Raw genomic sequence first — 21,889 nt, forward strand, 5'->3', positions numbered from 1 at the left:
CGGGTAAAACTTAAAGCGCTATATTATTCTACTCTGTTCTTAAACTCTTCACAGGGTTTGCCGAAGCGGCTTTTACAGCTTGATAGCTTACGGTTAATAGTGTGATTACCAATGCACCCAAGCCTGAAATTCCAAAAATCCACCATGAAATATCTGAACGGTATTCATAGTTTTTCAACCATCCATCCATGAAATAATAAGCAATTGGGGTAGCTATTAAGAATGAAATCATCACCAAAATCACGAAGTCTTTAGAAAGTAATTGCCATAAATTGAATATCGAAGCACCCAATACTTTTCGTACGCCAATCTCCTTAGTGCGTTGTTCTGCCGTAAATGAAGCTAAACCAAATATGCCTAAACAACTGATAAAGATGGCTAAACAAGCAAAGAAAGTCGCTAATTTACCAATGCGTTCTTCGCTACTGAATTTCTTTGCATATTGTTCGTCGGCAAATTTATAATCAAACGGACTACCTGGATTATATCTTCTGAATACTTCACCTACCTTGTCTAATGAGGCTGTTGCACTCATTTTAGGGTTTAGCTTGACATTGAAAAAGTTAGCCCACTCGTAATTGACAAAGAATATGGTTGGTTTAATAGGCTCGTAAGGTGATTCCATTACCATATCTTTTATAACACCTGTTATTCTATAATTTTTATCGTTCCATTTAATATTTTTCCCAACAGGTTCTTTAAAACCAATGAATTTCGCTGCTGCTTCATTCAAAACCATTGCAGAGGTGTCTGTAGCGAAATTTCTTGAAAAATCCCGCCCTTCTACAAACTGCCAACCTACTGTTTTACCATAGTCGTGCGAGACAGCAATGATACCAAAAAGTGCTTGAAGATTAGGGTCTTTTTTCTCCCAGTCAAAACCTATCTGATTAGAATATACGCCAGTGGTCGGACTTGACGATTGAGCCATTTCGTAAACAGCACCTGTTTTTAATAAATCGTTCCTTAAAGCATCATAATGTCCTACTAATTCAGGGGTATTAATATTGATAGCAATCAATCCATCGCGACTATAACCAACTGGTCGATTTTTAGCATGTTGAATTTGGCGATAAACAACAATGGTTCCGATGATTAAAGTAACTGAAACGGTGAATTGAATAACAACTAATACTTTACGAGGAATTGCTGCAAAACGACCAACACGGAAAGTTCCTTTTAAAACATGAATAGGATCAAAAGATGATAAATAAAATGCTGGGTAACTTCCTGAAACTAATCCTGTAATCAGTGAAAATGAAATACTGATTATCCAGAAATATGGATTCCCCCAAAGGATGTTCATCTTTTTATCTGATAACTCATTGAACCAAGGAAGCGTAAGTTGTACTAAAATAATAGTAAGGATAAAAGCAAAAACAACAATCAATAATGACTCACTTAAGAACTGAGTAATTAACTGCGAACGTGCTGACCCAATAGCTTTACGCACCCCAACTTCTTTAGCACGTTTTTCAGAACGAGCTGTACTTAAATTCATGAAATTGATACAAGCCAATAAAAGCACAAACATACCAATAATGCCAAACAACCACACAAACTGAATCCGTCCACCTACGATTTTACCATCTTTAAATTCTGAATATAAGTGCCATTTACTTAATGGGTGTAAGAAAACCATTGGTTTAGCTGCATCTTGCTTGTCGTGATTAAACTTCACATATTTAATTTTAGCAGAAACTTTATCGAAATCAGCCTGTGGATTCAACTCCGCAAATGTTTGAAACGAATTATTATTCCATTGATCTTGTGAATTTCTTACCCATTCGGCTGTAGCCAAGTATAAACTCCAAGGCAATAAAAAGGTAACGTCGTTCATAGTCGTATTATGAGGTAGGTCTTCATAAACGCCTGTTACTTTTACATCGGTCTTATTATCAATCTTAACTACTTTATTGATAGGGTCTGTATTACCAAACAAAGCAATCGCTACTGATTCCGAAAGAAGGATATTATAAGGGTCTTTCAAGCCCTGCTGTGTACCTTTCAACATTTTCAAGGTAAACATCTCAGGGAATTTTGGTTCTACGAAATTCCCTGTTTTAGTGAATTTCTTATCACCAACAGCAATAACGTGCTCAAAAGTCCAAGATGATAATACCACATTTTTGAAATCGCCAGCATATTTAGCTCTTAACTCAGGAGCTAATGGCAAAGGCATAGCCGTTTGCGAACCTGTTACGCCATTCCAAGTTTGGTTTTGCATTACTTGTGCCAGACGGTCGTATTTTTCATGGTATTTATTAAAAGAAATTTCATCATAAATCCACAGACCAATCAACATCGCTACTGCCATCCCTACAGAAAGCCCAATGATATTAATGGCAGAATATGCTTTGTTTCTCAACAAAGTTCTTAAAGCTATTTTTAAATAATTTTGTAACATAGTTTTAGGGATTGATGACTAAAGGACTAAAGGATTTGGGGTTTTGAATTTCGGAAAAAAAATACGCTTCACGCTGCATTCAAAACTCCCAATTCAAATTATTCTGTTCTTAAACTTTTTACAGGGTTAGCCAACGATGCACGAATAGAGCGGTAGCCGACTGTAATGCTGGCAATTAAAATGGTAGTACCTATTGAAAGTAAGAATATACCTGCGCCTATGCTAATTCTGTATTCATAGTTTTGTAACCAACCGTTCATTATCCACCAAGCTGCTGGGGCAGCGATGACAAATGCGATGATGATTAGCTGTGCGAATTCTTTTCCGAATAGTGCCAAGATATTTCCAACACTTGCGCCTAATACTTTCCTGATACCGATTTCTTTGGTTTTCTGAGTAGCCATGAATGATACCAATCCGTAAAGCCCTAAGCAACCAATTAGGATAGCCACTAAAGCAAAGAAATTAATCAGTTTGCCCATTGTTTCTTCTTCCTGATAGGCTCTTTGAATGGCTTCATCCACAAATTGATGATTGAAGTAACTTTCTGGATATACTTGATTAAAGGTTTTTTCTAAAGTTTTTATTGCTTTTTGAAAATTAGCCGAACGCAATTTAACATTAACAAAATAGTAATTGGTAGCCAAGGTAGTCATGTATAAAGGTTCAATCGTTTGGGCGAGCGACTGTTGGTGAAAGTCTTTTACTACGCCTACGATTTCTACATTTCTGCCTCTTGCTTCTATTTTTTTACCGATAATTTTTGCTGGGTCTTTGAAGTTAAGCTTTTTCGCAAAAGCTTCATTTACTACTACTTCTCTGATAGAATCAGAAGGGTAAAGGTTACGTCCAGCTACTAATTTTATACCGTATAAATCTAAATAATTAGCGTCAATGCTTTTGACATGAGTACTCCATTTTTCGTCTTCTGCACGATTATCAAATCTTAAACTTGTACTATTTACCCAACCAGATTGTGGAGGCCCCGACATTGAAAAACTGATTTTTTCTGCATCAGGAACAGCCGAAACCAAATTCTTGAAGGTATTCATTTTGACAACATCTTGCTTCGGCATAAAAGGAAGACTAATAGTTAGGATAGATTCTTTTTTGAAACCTATATCTTTATTTTGGAAATACGATAATTGGCTTGTTACGACTGCCATGCCAATAATTAGCATTTGAGAAATGGCAAACTGAACTACTACCAAACTTCTTCTTACAGAAAAACCACCTACTTGTTGCGTTGAAATTTTACCTTTCAAAGCCATTACGGGCTGAAAACCTGCCAATACCAAAGCTGGGTACGCTCCAGAAAGTACAATAACGGCAAGAATAATAAGCGTAACATACAGGATAACAGAGGTATCGAAGTAGAAAGTGAATTTGAATGCTCCATCTAAGTACTCACGAGCGATTTTCTCTCCAAATTGAAATAATACAATTGAAATCAACAGAGAGGCAATCGTAATCATGGCTGTTTCTGCCATAAATTGCCAAAACAATTGTGCCTTTGAACTTCCCAAAACTTTGCGTACACCTACTTCTTTAGAACGTTTCAAAGCTTGAGCCGTTGCTAAATTGACGAAGTTGATACTTGCAGTGATAATCAAGAAAATGCCAATCGCAAAGAGTGATAAAATAAGGTTTTTGTTGATGCCACCATAGTCTTCTGAAAAGTGAATTTCTTTCAAAGGTTGCATTACATAGTGAGTGTATTTTACTTCGTCAGGATTATATTTTTTCACAAAAGCAGGCATTTGTTTATCCCAATTGGCTTTTGTGAATTTTTCATTTAATGAAACGACACAACGAGTACTGCTATTTGTACTTCCAAAATTATCGTTGATAGAACCATAATATTCTTTCAAACTTGCATAAGAGGGCATTACTTCGTAGGCAAAATCGGTATTGTCTTTATAATCTTTGAAAACGCCAACGATTTTAAGGCTCAAACGACCATTGTGTTTGATGATTTTGCCAATAACATCCGTTGAGCCGAAGTATTTCAAAGCATTTTTTTCGCTGATAACAACCGTATTAGGATTTTTTAGCTCTTCAAAACCACCCTGAAGCCATTCATAATCAAAAATTTTAAAGAAAGAAGGTTCAACAAAAGCACCTTCGCCTGTTTCTTTAAATTTTTTGTCTTCGCCATTTTTAGATGAAATAGCTACAAAAAAATTTTCTTGTAGTTCTGTCATTGAAAGGTTTTCTATGTCAGGAAAATCTGTTAAAACGGCTTTTCCTAATGGATAAGGAACACCCGGAGAATGGAAGTTCTCACCCCCCTCTCTCGAAACAAATTCACTTACAATTCTGTAAGTATTTTCATATTTGCTGTGATGTTTATCAATACTGAAATGGTAGCGAACTAAGGCGAAAATCAACATTGCACAAGTAAGCCCTAAAGACAAACCCGCAATGTTGATAAAAGCATAACTTTTGTTTCTCAAAAGATTGCGAAAAGCTATTTTTATATAATTCTTTAGCATGGTTTTAAAGGTTTTTTTAGCTGTCAGCAATGAGCTTTGAGCTACGAGCTTTTACAAATAACTGAACAGCTGATATTTTAGAAAAGAATTGAAATTATATCAAAAGCACGCTATCTCACCGCTCAAAGCTCACGGCTCATAGCTTTCTTTATCCCAAAATATTCTCCATTACAACTTTACCATCTAGCAAACGGATGATTCTGTGTGCATAACGAGCATCGTGTTCAGAGTGAGTCACCATGATGACAGTTGTACCTGCTTCGTTTAGTTCAGTTAATAACTGCATTACTTCATTACCATTCGTAGAGTCCAAGTTACCTGTAGGTTCATCGGCTAAGATTAACTTTGGTGTATTTACCACGGCACGTGCTACAGCACAACGCTGTTGCTGACCACCCGATAATTGTTGTGGGAAGTGGTTTCTACGGTGCATAATTTGTACTTTTTCTAATACAGCTTCTACTTTTTGTTTGCGTTCGGCGGCATCAACACCCAAGTATAAAAGCGGTAATTCTACATTTTCATACACTGTTAGTTCGTCAATCAAGTTGAAAGACTGGAACACGAAACCAATATTACGTTTGCGGAGGTCAGCACGGCGGCGCTCGTTGAAATGAATGATTTCTTCTCCATTGAACATAAAGCTACCTTTCTCGGCATCGTCCAACATTCCAATGATATTTAATAAAGTGGATTTACCACAACCCGAAGGGCCCATGATGGCTACAAATTCACCTTTCTTTACTTCTAATGAAAGTTTATTTAAAGCAACCGTTTCGATGTCTTCAGTACGGTAAATCTTTTCTAAGTCTGTAATTTTTAACATGGTTTTAGATTTTTAGCCTTGAGCTGTGAGCTATGAGCCTTGAGCTTTAAGCAGTGAGTTTTAGCTATGTAATTTTAGTTTTTGATTTCAATTAGCTTTCAGCCTTGAGCTTTGAGCAATGAGTTTTAGTTATGTACTATTTAGTTTCTAATTTTTGTTTTTAGTAATTATTGCTTTATGAATTATTGTTAAATTAGCTTTCAGTACTGAGTTTTTAATGCCAAATTCAACTCAATGCTTATACCTAAAAAATACTACAATGAGAGATTTTAAAAAACTACAAGTGTGGCAAAAAAGCCATTTACTTACCTTAGAAATTTATAAAACAACTACTCTTTTTCCTAAGGATGAACTTTATGGGCTAACTAGCCAAATGCGACGTTCTTCTTCATCAATTCCTACCAATATTGCCGAAGGCTGTGGTAGAGAAAGTAATATCGAGTTCAATCGGTATTTAACAATCGCTAAAGGGTCTGCCTCTGAGTTAGAGTATCAATTATTATTAGCGAAAGATTTAAACTACATCAGCATACAAAGTCATGATTTTCTTAATGATAAAGTAAACGAAATTAGAAAAATGCTTTATGGATATGGCTCAAAGCTGATAGCTTATTGCTTACTCTCCTTCTTTATAACCAACTCCTGCATATCCCCATAGTTTTCATAACTAGATGTTACTACTTTATCACCTGGTTTTAAGCCTTCCAAAACTTCATAGTATTCAGGATTTTGACGACCCAATTGGATATCTACTTTATACGCTTTTTCTCCGTTTTCACCCACTTTGAAAATCCAGTTTCCGCCAGTTTGTTGATAGAATCCACCTTTTGCTAATAAAACAGCCTGCGTTTGGTCGCTCAATGATAAACGTACTTGTAAAGTTTGTCCACGACGTATATCGCTTGGTGGTGTTCCTATAAATTCCATATCCACTTGAAAACGTCCATTGGTTACTTGTGAATAAACTTTCTTAACGCGTAGCTTATACGTTTTGTCTGAAATTGTAAACTCGCCTGTTAAACCAATGAATACTCTTGAAATGTAGTGTTCATCAATATCAGCACGTACTTTAAAACCGCTCAACACATCGATTTGTCCTAACCTTACACCACGTACTTTGTTTTCACCAACCTCCGCATTTCTTGAAGTAAGCTGACCAGCCACAGGAGCTTTTACTACTAAATCAGAAGCTTTCTTACGCATCAACTTCAACGTTTCTTGCGTACGAGCCACCGTCTCTTTCATTTGTGTTAATTGAGTTGCCGTTGTGATTGAATCTTGTTTTAACGTTTTTTCAATCAAAGCTTTACGGCGAAGATTATAGTTATAAAGGTTTAGAGATGATTTATAATCTTGTTCAGAAATCACTTTCTCTTTATGTAAACGGTTGTTCAAATCATATACTCTTTTAGCTTCTAACAATGCATTATCAATATCGGCTAAATTAGCTTGCTGACGAATGGTGTTTTCACGAGCCAAATTTTGAGTGTACTGCATTTGAGTAATCAACTGAAAAACAGAAGTTTCACGATTGGCAAGGTCTAGCTCAAGGTCTGTGTTAGATAATTTTAATAAAGGCTGGTCTTTTTTCACAATAGCGCCATCTTCCACAAAAAGTTCTTCTACTCTACCACCCTCACTAGCATCCAAATAGATAGTTTGAATAGGTAAAACAATACCATTGATAGGAATAATCTCTTGGAAGCTTCCTTTGCTTACTTCCGAAATCATAATTTTGCCTTCATCCACATTCAATTTACTTTTACCTGTGGTATTGAAATAACTTGCTGCAATCAGGCCAACTATTGCCACGCCCCCTACCCAAGGAAGAATGCGTTTTGCCGACCATTTGTTTTTTTCGATTACTCTATCCATTGTATTGAAATTAATTAATAAGATTAGATGTGTTTCATCATTTAATCATTCTGTTTGAACAATTTATTGAGAAGATAATGCCAAATATGTAAATTATTGATAATGAGAAGATTGTGTTGTGTTTTTGTTAAAAAGTGTTCGGAAATGATACACTTTTTGTTCGGAAATGAACAAAGGATAAGAAGGGGAATATAGTTTTAAAAATGAGAAGGATTCTCTTGATTAACCAATTAAGAGAGGGAGTATTTAGTGAAAATGATATGCGATGTTTTTTAACAATAAAAAAATCAGCTTTTGAATTAAGAACATGGTGTTATTCTTAACTCAAAAGCTGATTCAAAAGCTTCATTTTATGAAATATCTTACTTTTTTATCAAGGTAAAATTATTTTTCACGGCTATTTTCTCAGCAATTTTTTCCCATACTAATTTAGGTACATCTATTTTGTAATCAACTAAAGCAATTTCAAAATTTGAATCTACTGTAATACCTTCTTTTCCAACTGTTAGTTTTCCAGTAATGGTTTTTTCTTTGGTTACTCCATGAATCATCATGAAACCCTTTACCGATACGTCATAGCTGCCCTCTTTTGTGAAATCTATCCTCTCTGCGATTTTACCTTTGAATGTTGCCGCAGGAAATTTCTCAGATTCTAAATAGTTTTCGTTAAAGTGTTCTTCCATTAACCTATTCGGAAATTTGAATTGATTAATGTTCATTCTGACAGCAATATCGTTGGTAGTCGTGTTTAAAATAGATGAAACAGCACTGTTTACTGCTGAAATATCTTCTAAAGGCGTTTTAGAGAAAAAGCTGGTTTTGCCTGTTTGCGTATAAAATAACTGTGCGTAACTCGCTTGACTTATCAACAAAGCACCAATAAATGTAAGGAAGTGATTTTTCATATTAATTCTTTTTTTTGTTTGATTTTCCATCAAAACTAAATGTTCTGGAAATATTGAACCCATAAAAAATATCAGCATTACTCCACTGTCCTAGGGTTTGTGCAATAAAGTGGCGTTCAATCATTCCTCTAGAATTTGTGAAATGTAGCTGGAATACGTGTCCGCCTGTTTCAATGTCAAAACCGATGGCTAAAGAATTGTGGTATTTGCTAGAAACACTGCTATTGCCATGGTCGGTGAGGTAATATTCAGCATTTAAACTAAGCCTTTTAGAAAGTTTGTATCTTCCTCCAAAACCTAATGACAACACTTCGCTTTTCATGTCTGCAACCTCCGTTTTATTGAAATGAATAATGGTAGGCATGACTTGTAATGATAGTTTTTCGCTGAATTTACGGGCAATTAGTATTTGTCCACAGTATGTCTGACGATCAAGGTTATCATTAAACTTAAGTGTTGACCCTGACGGAAGTGTATAACCCGTAATCATAGTATTGGTAGCACCACTTAGGTAACCTGTAACTGTAACTGGGACATGGTTAGACTGGCGAATAGCTTTATACTTTAGATAATAATCATACGTTTTTTCTTGTGAACTTCTACCTAAACCAATAGTTAGGTTATCACTTAAACCATATTCTAATCCCAGTCTGATACGTGCTTCGTCTAATCCGAAAAAATTATCAATGAAACCAGAATTTACAGCTCCAAATCTATGAGAGATCCAAAAATTAAGATGATTTTTACTAACAGTTTCAATAGTTTGTCCATTGATTAAACGCGTAGCCTTAAATGTGGCGGTAGTGTATTCCGTTTGCTTCTCACTTTGCTTATTAAGCATATCCATTAAGTCATCCTGACAAAAGCTTTGGAAACTCAATAGGAAACTGAATACTAATAGATATTTTTTCATAATGTTGATTTTTTTAAACGAAATGGCTTTCAATATTTCATGAAGCCATTCCGTAGTTTACTGTCATTAAAGACATACGTAATTTTTGGTAGTAGGGTCTAGCTTACCGTTAAAATTGTCCCGCTTTGCGTAACAGTATAAGTTCTTAAGCCACCACTACCATTGCTATTTGTGCCTTTGCCGCTGTTATCGAAAGTTGCTCCGTGTTCAGTACAGTAGAATTTATCAGTTGCATAGGTGATTTTCTTTTGTCCTTCATGGCTACAAATAAGGGTTACAGCAACGTAAGTACCAACATTAGTATAAGCCACAACGATATTATTGGTTCTATCCACAACATATCCTCCCTTTGTTAGTAAGGCTGCATTAGCAGTTGCCGATAAATCAAAGGTTATACCGCCAGTAGGTAGTGGCCCTGCTATATCTCCTTCATTAGTACAGGAAGTCAAGGTTACTCCGCAGTAAACAGCCATTAAGCTTGCTCCTGTTAAACCTAATTGTTTTAGAAAAGTAAGGCGATTCATTTTTTCTTCTATAGTATTCATAATTTGTAATAATTAATTGAAAAAGTTCACTTTGGTACAACGATTAGAATCTGTTAAGTATATAATCTTAATAAGAATGTTTATATGATTTTTATCATATATTGAGATATACAGGACTTAGTTCTAAATGGTTGCGTCCAATAGAATTAATTAATTTTTACTTTATTCCGAACTAGCTAACATAGCTTGTAAAATAGAAGCACCTTGTTTTACAATTTGCTGATTATCAATATTTTTTTCAGTAAACACTTCAATATTGCCTTTTTCAGTAGTCCCAATTTTGACAGGAATTTGTTGAAAAGTATTTTCTTTGGTTTGTATAAAAATAAAGCCACCATTATTATGTATTACAACGGCAGTTTCGGGTAATGTATTCACCATTCGCTTTCCTGTAAAAATTTTAGTATTTACATATTGCCCCACAGTAAGTTTGCTTTCCATTATTTCATCATCAATATGCCCGTGAATATTAATGGTTTTGCTGTCGGCTTCTACGTTCTTACCTACCAGAAATACAGTAGCTATCATAGGTTTTTCAGAGAAAGTAGGATGCTCGACTACTATTTTTTGTCCTATTTTTATTTTATTGATGTCATTTTCAAAAACTTTTAGTTCTATGTGTTTATGCGTATTTCCTACGATTTCAAATAATACATCAGTAGGAGCAACGTTTTTACCAATAGATACATTGGCTGTTTTGATATAACCTTCGATGGGTGAAGTAATATTGATAGAAGACGAAAGTTGCCCTTTTTTTAGTTTTTCTATCGAACAACCTATCAATTCAAGTTTTAACGCTAAAGCTTTGGTCTGGGCTTTCATAGAAGATACCTCTGAATCAGCTTGTTGCAATTTCTTTTTAGCACCTATATCTTCTTTACTTAGTACATTCTGGCGTTCTAATTCTTGTTCCAAGAATTTTAGGCGACTTACAGCCTGTAAATAATCTTGTTGCAATTGGATATAATCCATGCTGTAAATAGTGGCTAAAACTCCTCCTTTTTTAATAGGAGAGCCCGGAAGAGTATTGGTGCTTTTTACATAACCAGTAATAGGAATACTTACCGATGCCATATTCATGGGTGGGACATCTACTATACCATTGGCTTTTATTTCATCTGAAATAGTGGTTTTATCAAAAGCCCCCAATACTAAATGAGCATTTTTTACCTGTTCAGCAGATAATGTTAAGATGTCTGTTTTTTTATCACTATTCTCCTGTTCTTCTTCTTTTGGTTTAGAACAAGATACATTTATTAAAAAAATAAAGGCAATCACAACACACTTTTGAAGTGTATTGATATAATATTTTTGAGAATTATTCATTTCCGATTAATGTTTCGATGTTGATAATAATTTGGTTGAAATTTTGCAATTCAGCTAGATGCTTTTCTTTGATTTGCCAAGCTTGTGTGATATTCTGCACAAATTCTACATATTCTATCTCACCAGCCTGATAGCTTTTAGTGGCCGTTTTGGCTATTAAATCGGCTTGTGGAATCGCTGAATTTTTATAATAATTCAAAGACTTATCAGCTTTTTCGAACTGAATTTTTAAGGAATTTAGCTGACTTTGTAGTTGATTTTCAGCATACTGATATTGCTGATTGATTACCTCTTCATTGATTTTAGAAGCACTGATTCTTGCTTGCTGAGCCTTCGTGAATATCGGTACATTGATGCCCACTTGTACATAATTTTGATTGAAATGTTTTTCAATACTTTGGTTGGTCAATGCTACTCTTACATCTGGCTTCAACCGTTGTTGTTCCAAATTGGTTTGTAATTTGCTTACCTCGCTTTGCTGTTTGATGATTTCCAAGAAAGGATTTGAGGCTAACTGAGCATCGCTCAATAAGAGTGTTTTTTGCGTATCAATGCTATAATCAATCACGAAGTTTTCACGAGTATTCATCAAAAATTGTAGGCTTTGATACAGATTTTGCTCATCAGCTTTTATCTGCTCAATATGATTTTGTATTTCTCTTAATCGTGTTTCTGAAGATACTTTCTCCAACAAATCCGTTTCACCAGTTTTATACCGTACAGAGGCTGCTTTGAATGCACTTTGATAAAGGCTGTCTTGTTGCTGAAGCAATTTGATGAATTGATTAGTATATAGAATCTGAAAGTAGATGCTTTTAACCTCACCAATCAATTGTGTTTTAGTTAATCTAGCACGCTTTTCAGCCGTTAAAACATTACCTTTTAACAGGTTTTCTTGGGCTTTATATAAACTCGGCAAAGCGAAAGCTTGCCCTACTGAAAAGGTGACATCATTGCCATCAAACACTTGTGTACGACCGTACTGCGCATCAAAACTTGTTTTTGGCAATTCCCGAGCAGTTTTTACCAATGTCTGATTTCCTTTGATTTCTAGGGTAGAAATCTTTAAGTTTTGGTTCTGCTGAATAGCCTTATCAATACACATTTGTAATGTCTGTGGTGTATTGTTTTGTGCAAAAGTGGTAGTACTTATCAATAATAGCACAATAACAGTGGCTATACCTTTGCCTTTGGGCGTTTTAGGTATTCTATTAAAAACCAGACTATAAATAACAGGGAGTACTACCAAAGTCAGGATAGTGGCTGTAATCAACCCACCAATTACTACGGTTGCCAAAGGTCTTTGTACTTCCGCACCGGGCGAATGGCTCAGCGCCATTGGTAAAAAGCCCATAGACGCCACAGCCGCCGTCATCATTACGGGTCTGAAACGTGTTTTAGTACCTTCTAAAATTCGGTCATTAATGTTTTTTATGCCTTCTTTTTCAAGGATTTTGAAGTATGAAATCAGTACGATACCGTTTAAAACTGCTACCCCAAAAAGTGCAATAAAACCAATGCCAGCTGAAACCGAGAAAGGCATATCACGAAGCCAAAGTGATAAAATACCACCAATCGCCGAAAGTGGAATGGCGACAAATACAATCAGGGCTTCTACAAAAGAATTGAAAGTGAAGTATAAAAGTGCAAAAATCAAGAAAAGTGCCACAGGCACAGCTATAAACAAGCGACTTTTAGCTGCTTGTAGGTTTTCGAAAGCACCTCCATATTCTATAGTATATCCAACGGGCAGTTTTACTTTTTTGTCTATAATGCTTTGCACCTCTTTCACCAAACTTTCTACATCACGGTTACGAACGTTAATCCCTATTGAAATTCTACGACGTGCATTATCTCTTGTAATTTCAGAGGGGGCATCTTTGTAATCAATTTTGGCTACTTCCGCAAATGGAACTTTTCCGCCGTTGGGTAAATCCAAATATAAATCTCTGATATTTTGGATGTCCTTGCGGTATGATGAATCCAAACGGATAACTAAACTAAAGCGTTTTTCACCTTCATAAACAACACCTGCTTCTTCACCAGCAAAAGCTGATTTCAGCAACGTATTCAGGGTACTGATTTTTAAACCATATTGGGCAATTTTCTGACGGTCGTAAGTCACTACCATCTGTGGTACGCCATCTATTTGTTGTACCTTTAAATCTGCAATACCTTGTACTTGATGTATCTTTTGGGCAATTTCCTGTGCTTTCTGGAACAAAACATCAAGGTCTTCTCCAAAAACTTTAATCGCCACATCCGATTTTGTTCCTGCAATCAATTCATTGAAACGCATTTGGATGGGCTGTGTAAATTCAAAAGTTACACCCGGAATATCTTTCAAAGCATCATCCATTTTCTGTGCAAGCTCTTCCATGGTTTCTGCTTTTTTCCACACTTTAGCGTCTTTCAAATCGATAATTAAGTCGCAGGCATTAATACCCATTGGATCTGTAGGAATTTCGGATGACCCAATTCTGGATACTACTTGCTCGATTTCGTCGGGAAATTCACGAAGTAAAAGTTTTTGTGCTTCGGTATTCGAATTCACACTCTGTGTTAAGGAAGCATTGCTATGCAGTATTGTTTCTACAGCAAAATCGCCTTCGTTTAATTCTGGAATAAATTCACCTCCCAAAGTACCAAATAGGAATAAACTTGCTACAAAAAATGCCAGCGAAGTACTTAAAATAATCGTTTTCTTGTTTAATGACCAAGTGATGATTGGTTGATAAAATCTGTACAAAAAGTTGATAATTTTGTCAGCAATCGTTTCAGCATGGTCAATCTTTTTGCTTAAACACAATGACGACATCATAGGCACATACGTCAACGATAAAATCAATGCTCCGACAATAGCAAAACTTACAGTTTCGGCCATTGGTCTAAACATTTTACCTTCAATACCCGTGAGAGCAAGAATTGGAAAATAAACAATCAAGATGATGATTTCACCAAAGGCAGCCGATTTTCGGATGGTTACTGCTGAGTCATACACTGACTCATTCATCTCGTTCTGAGTAAGTACGTATGCTTCTCCATTATGATTGTCTGGAATTGTGCGTGTATGTAATCTATGTACAACGGCTTCTACAATGATAACTGCCCCATCTACAATCAACCCAAAGTCAATAGCACCGAGCGACATCAAATTGGCTGAAACGCCAAACAGGTTCATAAGTGCGAAAGAAAATAATAAGCAGAGAGGAATTACCGATGCTACCACTAACCCTGCCCTAAGGTTGCCCAAGAGTAAAACCAAAATGAATACTACAATTAAACCTCCTTCAATCAAATTTTTCTGAACAGTGCCAATAGACTTGTCGATAAGCTTACTTCTATCAATAAATGATACTACTTTTACGCCTTCTGGTAAAGACTTTTGAATTTCTTCAACTCGTTTTTTAACACTAACAACCACTTTTTCAGCAGATTCTCCTTTTAGTAATAGGACAACGGCTCCAACCGCTTCGCCTTCGCCATTACGAGTCATCGCTCCATAACGAACAGCATGACCGAACTGTACTTTGGCAACATCACTAATCAATACGGGAATACCTGCACGAGTAGTAACAACGACATTTTCAATGTCTTGCAAACTATTTACCCTACCTTCCGAACGGATAAAGTAGGCATCTGTCCCTTTTTCGATATAACTACCGCCCGAGTTAGCATTGTTATCTTGTAAGGCCTGAAATACTTCTGCAATGCTGAGGTTCATTGCTCGTAGCCTTTCAGGATTAATGGCAACTTCGTATTGCTTTAAATGTCCGCCGAAAGAACTTACCTCAACTACTCCTTTTATGCCCAATAGCTGTCTTTTAACTACCCAATCTTGAAGCGTTCGTAAGTCGGCTAACGAATACTTATCTTTAAATTGGGGGTCAACTACTAAGGTGTATTGATAAAATTCGCCAAGCCCTGTTGTAATAGGAGCCATCTCTGGGCGACCAGCCCCAGGAATTAAATTTGGTTCGGCTTCTCTGAGTTTTTCTGAAACTTGTTGTCTGGCTTTTTCAGTAGGCACATCATCATCAAAAACGACTGTGATGACCGATAAGCCCATTCTTGATATAGAACGAATTTCTTTGGTATTCGGAACCGTTCTTAACGAGATTTCTAGTGGATAAGTAATGAATTTTTCTACTTCAGATGCGGGTAAAGCGGGCGATTGAGTAATTACTTGTACCTGATTTGAAGTAATATCTGGTAGGGCATCAATGGTCAACTGGGTTAAGGAAATCCCACCCCACGTCACCAATGCCAATACCAATAAGCCGATTGTCAGCTTATTGTATATGCTGAATCGAATGATTGAATCTATCATTGTATGTATTTCAAGAAGAAGAGCCCAAATTTTAAGACATCAAAATTTGTAATCCCGTCAAGGGAAAAGCTCATTATTGTAAATAAAGGTATTTTCACGAAGGAAACTTCGTGATGAAAGAATGATAAGAAATAGCAAAGCGGATTTTTTGCTTAAGGGAATTAGAATCGAGGAGGGTTGAATAGTGTCTGCACTATAGAGAAACGATAGAAATTTTTCCAAACAAAATTTGGTTCAGAAAAAACTTTGAAGATAGCAACAAAGGGGAGGACAATTTTTTTATCAAACGTAGGTTCACATAGCGTTGTAGTATTATGTGAATTCAGGTTTGGTAAATTTGAATGAGAATGTTTTGCTGTTTTGAAGTGTTTAGACGTAGCAGAATAGTGCATTGCCAAAAACTCTAGAAAGCTAATATTTTCATTCCAACTGTTTTTGTGTTGATTGTAATGTTTTACTAATTCTCCAACTTTGGCTAACTGCAAAGCATCAGCTTTGGGGAACAAACTCCCAACAAAGATGACAAAACTTAGCAATATGGCTGTAAATTGTTTCATTGAGCAAATGTAGTCAATAATGCGAAAATAAAAAAGGCGAACAATTAATTCGCCTTTGGTTTATTCTTTTAATGTTCTAATTTAAAATTACCTTAATATTATCTGTTTTCTGATAGTTCTTTTCTGTACCAAGAATACTTCTAACAGCTTCAGCAATTCCATCAGGGTCAAAGCCACATTCATGATGCAACTCTATTTGTTCACCATGCTCAACTACTCTGTCTGGAATACCCAATCGCTTAATTTGTGCTGAATAGTTATTATCCAACATAAATTCAGCAACTGCTGTACCAAAGCCCCCTTGAATACAACCATCTTCAACAGTGATTACTTTGTCGAAATGTTGGAAAATCTCGTGGAGCATCTCTTCATCCAGAGGTTTTACAAAACGCATATCATAATGTGCTGGATTGAGTCCTTCTTTTTCTAATACTTCACAAGCTTGTACAGCATAGTTACCAATATGACCTAGCGTAAGAATCGCCACCTTTTCTCCATCTTTTATTTTGCGTCCTTTACCGATTTCAATTTTTTCAAATTCAGTTTTCCATGCTGGCATAACGCCTTCGCCACGTGGGTAGCGAATAGATATACAGCTTTTCAATTGTTTGAATTCATCATCGGCAACGGTAAACATGATGTCTCTCAATTCCTTTTCATTCATCGGAGCAAACACTATCATGTTCGGAATACAACGCATATAGGCAATATCATAAGCACCATGATGCGTAGGGCCATCGGCACCCGCAAAACCTGCACGGTCTAAACAGAAAATAACGGGTAGTTCCTGAATAGCCACGTCGTGAATCACTTGGTCATAAGCACGTTGCATAAACGTTGAATAGATATTGCAGAAAACCGTGAGCCCTTGAGATGCCATCCCTGCCGAGAAAGTAACGGCATGTTGTTCGGCAATTCCTACATCAAAAGCACGGTTTGGCATTACTTTCATCATCAAATTAAGCGAGCTTCCCGAAGGCATTGCAGGTGTTACACCCATAATTTTCGGATTTTTCTCTGCTAATTCTACAAGCGTATGCCCAAAAACATCTTGATATTTTGGAGGCTGTGGCGTAGAATAATATTTCTTTTTGATTTCGCCCGTAATCTTATCAAACTTCCCAGGGGCATGCCATAGGGTTTGGTCTTTTTCAGCCAAGGCATAACCTTTGCCTTTTGTGGTAATACAATGTAAAATTTTAGGGCCAGGAATGTTTTTCAAATCATTCAACACCGTTACCATATATTCTACATCATGCCCATCAATAGGACCGAAATATCGTAAATTCAAAGATTCAAATAAATTGCTTTGTTTCAGCAAAGTAGCTTTCAGTCCGTTCTCTATTTTAGAAACAATATCCTGAGCAGATTTGCCAAATTTTGACATCTTGCCTAACAGGTTCCATACTTCATCTTTTACTCTGTTATAAGTATGCGAAGTAGTAATGTCTGTTAAATATTCTTTTAAAGCCCCCACGTTAGGGTCAATCGCCATGCAATTATCGTTCAAGATAATGATAATATTATTCGGAATGTCACCTGCATGATTCATCGCTTCAAAAGCCATCCCTGCCGTCATTGAGCCATCCCCAATTACGGCAATGTGCTGGCGGTCTGTTTCTCCTTTATAATTAGAGGCTACAGACATCCCCAAGGCTGCCGAAATAGAAGTAGAAGAATGCCCTACACCAAAAGCATCATATTTGCTTTCTTTGCGTTTCGGAAAACCCGAAATGCCACCATATAGGCGATTGGTATGAAAATTATCTCTACGACCCGTCAGAATTTTATGCCCATAAGCCTGATGTCCTACATCCCATATTAACTGGTCGTTAGGAGTATTAAAGACATAGTGAAGTGCTACTGATAACTCAACCACACCAAGTGAAGCCCCAAAATGTCCACCATACACCGATACATCATCAATAATGTACTGACGTAGTTCGTCACAAATTTGCAACAATTCTGAGCGATTACGCCTCCTCAAATCTTCGGGAGTGTTAATCTGGGCTAATATTTTTCCGGGTATAATTTGCATGGGTTTTTTCGAGTGAAAATTGTAAGTAGATAACCCTGTTTATCCTTAAAATGTTTGACTGAAAGTTAAATATAGAAAGAATCTAAGGTGAAACTTAGAAACAAGCTAACAAATTTACGGAAATATTTTAAGCTTAGTGTTAATTAAAAAAGTCAAGCAGATTTTCTACTTGACCTTTTTGATGAAAATGGTTATAATTTTACTTCTGTGAAGCTTTAAAAAGCTTTTGTTTTTCTTCTTTTGTCAGACTTTCGTAGCCAGAACGTGAGATTTTATCTAGGATAGCATCTACCTCGTCTTCATCTGGATAGCCCACGCCCACACCTACACTTGAGCTATTATAAGATGTTTCTTTTTGGCGATAAGCCACTTTGATTTTAGGTTTTTCGGTACGATTCACAATTCTTTTGAAAAAATCTACCGTAGCATCTATAGGTGTTCCCCAATCGTTGCCTGCCTGCAATTGTTTTACATATAAATAACCTAACAAAGCTCCGCCCAAATGCACAATACCTCCGCCAGCGTTGATGCCAATAGCACCTGCCAATGAAATCAAAAAGAAGAAGAAGGCAATATATTTTATTTTAACAGGACCAATTAAAAACAAGAAGAATGTATAATCGGGTGCAAGAGTAGCCGCGGCAAACATAATTGCCATTACACTGCCAGAAGCCCCAATGATAGTAGTATTGATGCCTGTTTGGTAATAAGGAATAAAGTTGAACGTAAGTAATGCAAAAATACCTCCGAAGATTGCCCCCAGAATGTATAGATTGATTAGCCTGCGGCTTCCCAAAAACTCCTGAATGATTGCTCCAAACCAATAGAGCATTAGCATATTAGGTAATAGATGGGCAATGGGATTGACAGAATGGAAAAATGAGTAAGTCAGAATCGTCCACGGGCGGTACAAAAAAGTACCTAACGACGGCGTGAGGCTTAGGTATGACAAAGCATTGTCGAACAATTCAGCTTTTTTGAAGAAAATTGTAAGACTTATCAATACCAGCAACATCACCACATATACAGCTACATTCAGCCATATCAGCTGGATTAAACCATTATTTCGCTTGGAAAAAGCATCTTTAAAGTCATCTAAAATCCCACTCATTTTTATATTCCTTTATAAACTTTAATATTACTCAAAAATTATCAATGTTTCAATATAACATATTGAAAAACAAAATGTTAGTACGTTTAATAGAAAGAATTTCTATTTTTCCCCCAGATTTTAATAAGTATAAAAGCAAAAACCATTCCACCAATGTGGGCAAAATGCGCCACATTATCACCGGGCATTTTATTAAGCCCCGCATATAGCTCGTATAGTCCATATAAAGCTACAAAATATTTTGCTTTTATTGGGATTGGAAGTAAAAAAAGCATAAGTTCTGTATTAGGGAAAAGCAAAGCAAAGCCAGCCATCACCCCAAACACTGCTCCAGAGGCTCCGATTAGTGGAGTATCCAACACAGACCTCAAACATTCTTGTGCAATTAGAACAGAATTCTGTACGGTAATATTGTTTGGATTCCCTTCAATTAGTACATAAGCATTATGAGGTATTCCGTCTGGAAAATACTGATACAGGAATTTACTGAACTGATTTAAGTCTGGATGTTCGATGTATGCCCTTGTGGCTGCTTCAAGTGTTGAATAATCATAATATTTCAATCCCATATATAACAAGCCAGACCCCATTCCTGTTATTAAAAAGAACGTTAAAAAACGTTTTTCTCCCCAATACATTTCCAACATTGGCCCTAAGAAAAACAATCCGAGCATATTGTTGAAAAGATGTCGCAGGTCGGCATGAACAAAAATAGATGTTAAAAACTGAAAGGGTAAAAATTTCTCAGAAGTAAAGTAATGAAGCCCCATTACCGACACAATCATCTCTTTATGACCAAAATATTCAACACCAAATACAATGATATTGATAGCCATCAATGCCCTAACAATAGGCGTTAAACCCGGAGTTCTCATTTTTATTATTTATAGATTAAGCGAAATTAAGTTTACGACTATTCTTCGTATGCCCAATCAATTTTAGTTTTCATATCCTTGATAACGAGCCCATTTGCTTTAAAGTAACCTCTTATTTCATCTACCTTATCGTATTGTTTAGCCTCTTTGTATTCACGATATAACGAAAGCATTCCTTTGGCAAAAGCCTCTATGTTTTCGTTAGGCTCTTCAATAAGACCCAATACATTTTCAATAATGGCGATAAAGCTTTCTTTTAAGGATGTAAAAACTTGTTCTCCTAGCTGTGCCGTTTGTAGTTGACCCATATAAATTTGGTTTATTTTCTTTACCAAATTAAATAAACCTGCAATGGCAACTGCTGTATTTAAATCGTCATTCAAACCATCGTAACAAGCTTGAATACCTTTCTCTACTTCTAATACGTGTTTTTCATCAACTGCGATTGAATCATCAGCTAAATATTCGATATTTTTTATAATTCTTAAACCATTAATTAAACGCTTGTAGCCTTTCTGAGCAGCCTTTAGGGCTTCGTTTGAAAAATCAAGCGTGCTTCTATATTGCGACTGCAACATGAAGAAACGGACGGTCATTGGGCTATAGGCTTGGTCTAATAATGGATGTGAACCTGTAATCAATTCACTAGGTAAAAACGAATTGCCAAGTGATTTAGACATTTTTTGTCCGTTCACCGTAAGCATATTAGCGTGCATCCAATAGCGAACAGGTTCAACGCCATTAACTCCTTTGGCTTGGGCAATTTCACATTCGTGGTGTGGGAATTTTAAATCCATTCCGCCCCCATGAATGTCGAACGTATCGCCTAAATATTTAGTACTCATGCAAGTACATTCCAAGTGCCACCCTGGAAAACCATCGCCCCAAGGAGAAGTCCAACGCATTAAATGCTCTGGTGCTGCTTTTTTCCAAAGAGCAAAATCTAATGGATTACGCTTTTCTCCAACGCCATCTAAATCACGCGTTTCCGTTAATAAATCATCTAAAACCCTTCCCGAAAGTTTCCCGTAATTTCCACCTTCAGCATTGTAGCGAGCAATATCAAAATATACGGAACCTTGCGATTCATAAGCCAAACCTTTGTCGATTAAAGATTTAGTAGTTTCTATTTGTTCTACGATATGCCCCGTGGCAGATGGCTCGATACTAGGTGGTAATAAGTTGAATTGTAGCAATACCTTATGAAAATCGTTGGTATAACGCTGTACAATTTCCATAGGTTCAAGCTTTTCGAGCTTCGCCATTTTACCAATTTTGTCCTCACCCTCATCACCATCGCCCACTAAGTGACCAACGTCCGTAATGTTTCTTACATAACGCACTTTATAGCCAATATGAGTTAGATAACGATTGAGAATATCGAAAGTTAAGAACGTACGGACATTTCCAAGGTGAACGTAATTATATACAGTTGGTCCACAAACATACATTCCCACATGTGGAGCGTTGATGGGCGTAAAAAGTTCTTTTTCTCTGCTGAGGGTATTGTATATCTTTAGGGGTTGCATTAATTCAGAATGTATTACTGTGATTATTTTCTTAAAACTTTACAAAACTAATAAAAGTATAACGGATTGAAGTAATTTTCGTTCCAAAATGAGCGAGAGGATAATTTAGATAAAAAGTAATGGGAAACAATCAATGAAATTTAGAATATTTCATTGA

At 36.3% G+C, this 21,889-nt stretch carries 15 protein-coding genes; 1 reads left to right on the forward strand and 14 read right to left on the reverse strand.

The genetic code is table 11. The features are described 5' to 3' along the window. Nucleotides 1-28: 28 nt before the first annotated feature. From AC07XN_RS00815 to AC07XN_RS00825, 3 genes are all read right to left on the reverse strand, one after another. The gene (locus AC07XN_RS00815) at nucleotides 29-2,407 is read right to left on the reverse strand and encodes an ABC transporter permease (RefSeq protein WP_494741694.1); all 2,379 of its coding nucleotides are present in this window, start codon (nucleotides 2,405-2,407) and stop codon (nucleotides 29-31) included. 98 nt (nucleotides 2,408-2,505) lie between these two features. Beyond that, the gene (locus tag AC07XN_RS00820; protein ID WP_494741695.1) at nucleotides 2,506-4,902 is read right to left on the reverse strand and encodes an ABC transporter permease; all 2,397 of its coding nucleotides are present in this window, start codon (nucleotides 4,900-4,902) and stop codon (nucleotides 2,506-2,508) included. Nucleotides 4,903-5,050: 148 nt separating this feature from the next. Next, nucleotides 5,051-5,728 (reverse strand): ABC transporter ATP-binding protein, encoded by a 678-nt coding sequence (locus tag AC07XN_RS00825; RefSeq protein WP_309922375.1) that lies wholly within the window; start codon nucleotides 5,726-5,728, stop codon nucleotides 5,051-5,053. 259 nt (nucleotides 5,729-5,987) lie between these two features. Between AC07XN_RS00825 and AC07XN_RS00830 the strand changes: the two genes are divergently transcribed. Then, complete coding sequence (locus tag AC07XN_RS00830) at nucleotides 5,988-6,386, forward strand: four helix bundle protein (protein WP_494741696.1); 399 nt, start codon at nucleotides 5,988-5,990, stop codon at nucleotides 6,384-6,386. On the opposite strand, the gene AC07XN_RS00835 is transcribed toward AC07XN_RS00830, so the two are convergent. The 11 genes from AC07XN_RS00835 to cysS form a co-directional block, all read right to left on the reverse strand. Beyond that, a complete protein-coding gene (locus AC07XN_RS00835; RefSeq protein WP_494741697.1) occupies nucleotides 6,338-7,603 on the reverse strand; it encodes an efflux RND transporter periplasmic adaptor subunit in 1,266 nt (421 codons plus the stop codon). The two genes, AC07XN_RS00830 and AC07XN_RS00835, sit on opposite strands and share 49 nt — an antisense overlap. A 362-nt stretch (nucleotides 7,604-7,965) precedes the next feature. Beyond that, nucleotides 7,966-8,508 carry a YceI family protein gene (locus AC07XN_RS00840; RefSeq protein WP_494741698.1) on the reverse strand — a complete coding sequence of 181 codons (543 nt, stop codon included), beginning with the start codon at nucleotides 8,506-8,508 and terminating at the stop codon, nucleotides 7,966-7,968. Nucleotide 8,509: 1 nt separating this feature from the next. Further along, nucleotides 8,510-9,421: a DUF5777 family beta-barrel protein gene (locus AC07XN_RS00845; protein ID WP_309922365.1), complete on the reverse strand. Its 912-nt coding sequence runs from the start codon at nucleotides 9,419-9,421 to the stop codon at nucleotides 8,510-8,512. Nucleotides 9,422-9,519: 98 nt separating this feature from the next. Further along, entirely contained in the window at nucleotides 9,520-9,966 is a 447-nt protein-coding gene (locus AC07XN_RS00850) for a Rieske 2Fe-2S domain-containing protein (protein ID WP_494741699.1), read from the reverse strand. Nucleotides 9,967-10,128: 162 nt separating this feature from the next. Further along, the gene (locus tag AC07XN_RS00855) at nucleotides 10,129-11,292 is read right to left on the reverse strand and encodes an efflux RND transporter periplasmic adaptor subunit (RefSeq protein ID WP_494741700.1); all 1,164 of its coding nucleotides are present in this window, start codon (nucleotides 11,290-11,292) and stop codon (nucleotides 10,129-10,131) included. Beyond that, nucleotides 11,285-15,622 (reverse strand): CusA/CzcA family heavy metal efflux RND transporter, encoded by a 4,338-nt coding sequence (locus AC07XN_RS00860; RefSeq protein ID WP_494741701.1) that lies wholly within the window; start codon nucleotides 15,620-15,622, stop codon nucleotides 11,285-11,287. The genes AC07XN_RS00855 and AC07XN_RS00860 overlap by 8 nt, the downstream gene beginning before the upstream one ends. 161 nt (nucleotides 15,623-15,783) lie before the next feature. Continuing rightward, a complete protein-coding gene (locus tag AC07XN_RS00865; protein WP_323247022.1) occupies nucleotides 15,784-16,179 on the reverse strand; it encodes a hypothetical protein in 396 nt (131 codons plus the stop codon). A 76-nt stretch (nucleotides 16,180-16,255) separates the two neighbouring features. Next, complete coding sequence (gene dxs, locus AC07XN_RS00870; protein ID WP_494741702.1) at nucleotides 16,256-18,217, reverse strand: 1-deoxy-D-xylulose-5-phosphate synthase; 1,962 nt, start codon at nucleotides 18,215-18,217, stop codon at nucleotides 16,256-16,258. Between the two features lie 199 nt (nucleotides 18,218-18,416). Continuing rightward, on the reverse strand, nucleotides 18,417-19,328 hold the full coding sequence (locus AC07XN_RS00875; RefSeq protein ID WP_323247019.1) for a rhomboid family intramembrane serine protease: 912 nt from the start codon (nucleotides 19,326-19,328) through the stop codon (nucleotides 18,417-18,419). 86 nt (nucleotides 19,329-19,414) lie between these two features. Then, entirely contained in the window at nucleotides 19,415-20,203 is a 789-nt protein-coding gene (locus AC07XN_RS00880) for a rhomboid family intramembrane serine protease (RefSeq protein WP_309922345.1), read from the reverse strand. A gap of 38 nt (nucleotides 20,204-20,241) precedes the next feature. Next, a complete protein-coding gene (gene cysS / locus AC07XN_RS00885; RefSeq protein WP_494741703.1) occupies nucleotides 20,242-21,732 on the reverse strand; it encodes a cysteine--tRNA ligase in 1,491 nt (496 codons plus the stop codon). Nucleotides 21,733-21,889 lie beyond the last annotated feature (157 nt).

Source organism: Arcicella sp. GW458-12-2-14-TSB2, assembly GCF_059423785.1.

What these genes read in the sequence shown, in the direction of transcription:
- AC07XN_RS00875 (WP_323247019.1), bottom strand. Translation starts at nt 19,328, where the DNA reads ATGAGTGGGATTTTAGATGACTTTAAAGATGCTTTTTCCAAGCGAAAT.
- AC07XN_RS00880 (WP_309922345.1), bottom strand. Translation starts at nt 20,203, where the DNA reads ATGAGAACTCCGGGTTTAACGCCTATTGTTAGGGCATTGATGGCTATC.
- AC07XN_RS00860 (WP_494741701.1), bottom strand. Translation starts at nt 15,622, where the DNA reads ATGATAGATTCAATCATTCGATTCAGCATATACAATAAGCTGACAATC.
- AC07XN_RS00855 (WP_494741700.1), bottom strand. Translation starts at nt 11,292, where the DNA reads ATGAATAATTCTCAAAAATATTATATCAATACACTTCAAAAGTGTGTT.
- AC07XN_RS00815 (WP_494741694.1), bottom strand. Translation starts at nt 2,407, where the DNA reads ATGTTACAAAATTATTTAAAAATAGCTTTAAGAACTTTGTTGAGAAAC.
- cysS (WP_494741703.1), bottom strand. Translation starts at nt 21,732, where the DNA reads ATGCAACCCCTAAAGATATACAATACCCTCAGCAGAGAAAAAGAACTT.
- dxs (WP_494741702.1), bottom strand. Translation starts at nt 18,217, where the DNA reads ATGCAAATTATACCCGGAAAAATATTAGCCCAGATTAACACTCCCGAA.
- AC07XN_RS00850 (WP_494741699.1), bottom strand. Translation starts at nt 9,966, where the DNA reads ATGAATACTATAGAAGAAAAAATGAATCGCCTTACTTTTCTAAAACAA.
- AC07XN_RS00865 (WP_323247022.1), bottom strand. Translation starts at nt 16,179, where the DNA reads ATGAAACAATTTACAGCCATATTGCTAAGTTTTGTCATCTTTGTTGGG.
- AC07XN_RS00830 (WP_494741696.1), top strand. Translation starts at nt 5,988, where the DNA reads ATGAGAGATTTTAAAAAACTACAAGTGTGGCAAAAAAGCCATTTACTT.
- AC07XN_RS00840 (WP_494741698.1), bottom strand. Translation starts at nt 8,508, where the DNA reads ATGAAAAATCACTTCCTTACATTTATTGGTGCTTTGTTGATAAGTCAA.
- AC07XN_RS00820 (WP_494741695.1), bottom strand. Translation starts at nt 4,902, where the DNA reads ATGCTAAAGAATTATATAAAAATAGCTTTTCGCAATCTTTTGAGAAAC.
- AC07XN_RS00845 (WP_309922365.1), bottom strand. Translation starts at nt 9,421, where the DNA reads ATGAAAAAATATCTATTAGTATTCAGTTTCCTATTGAGTTTCCAAAGC.
- AC07XN_RS00825 (WP_309922375.1), bottom strand. Translation starts at nt 5,728, where the DNA reads ATGTTAAAAATTACAGACTTAGAAAAGATTTACCGTACTGAAGACATC.
- AC07XN_RS00835 (WP_494741697.1), bottom strand. Translation starts at nt 7,603, where the DNA reads ATGGATAGAGTAATCGAAAAAAACAAATGGTCGGCAAAACGCATTCTT.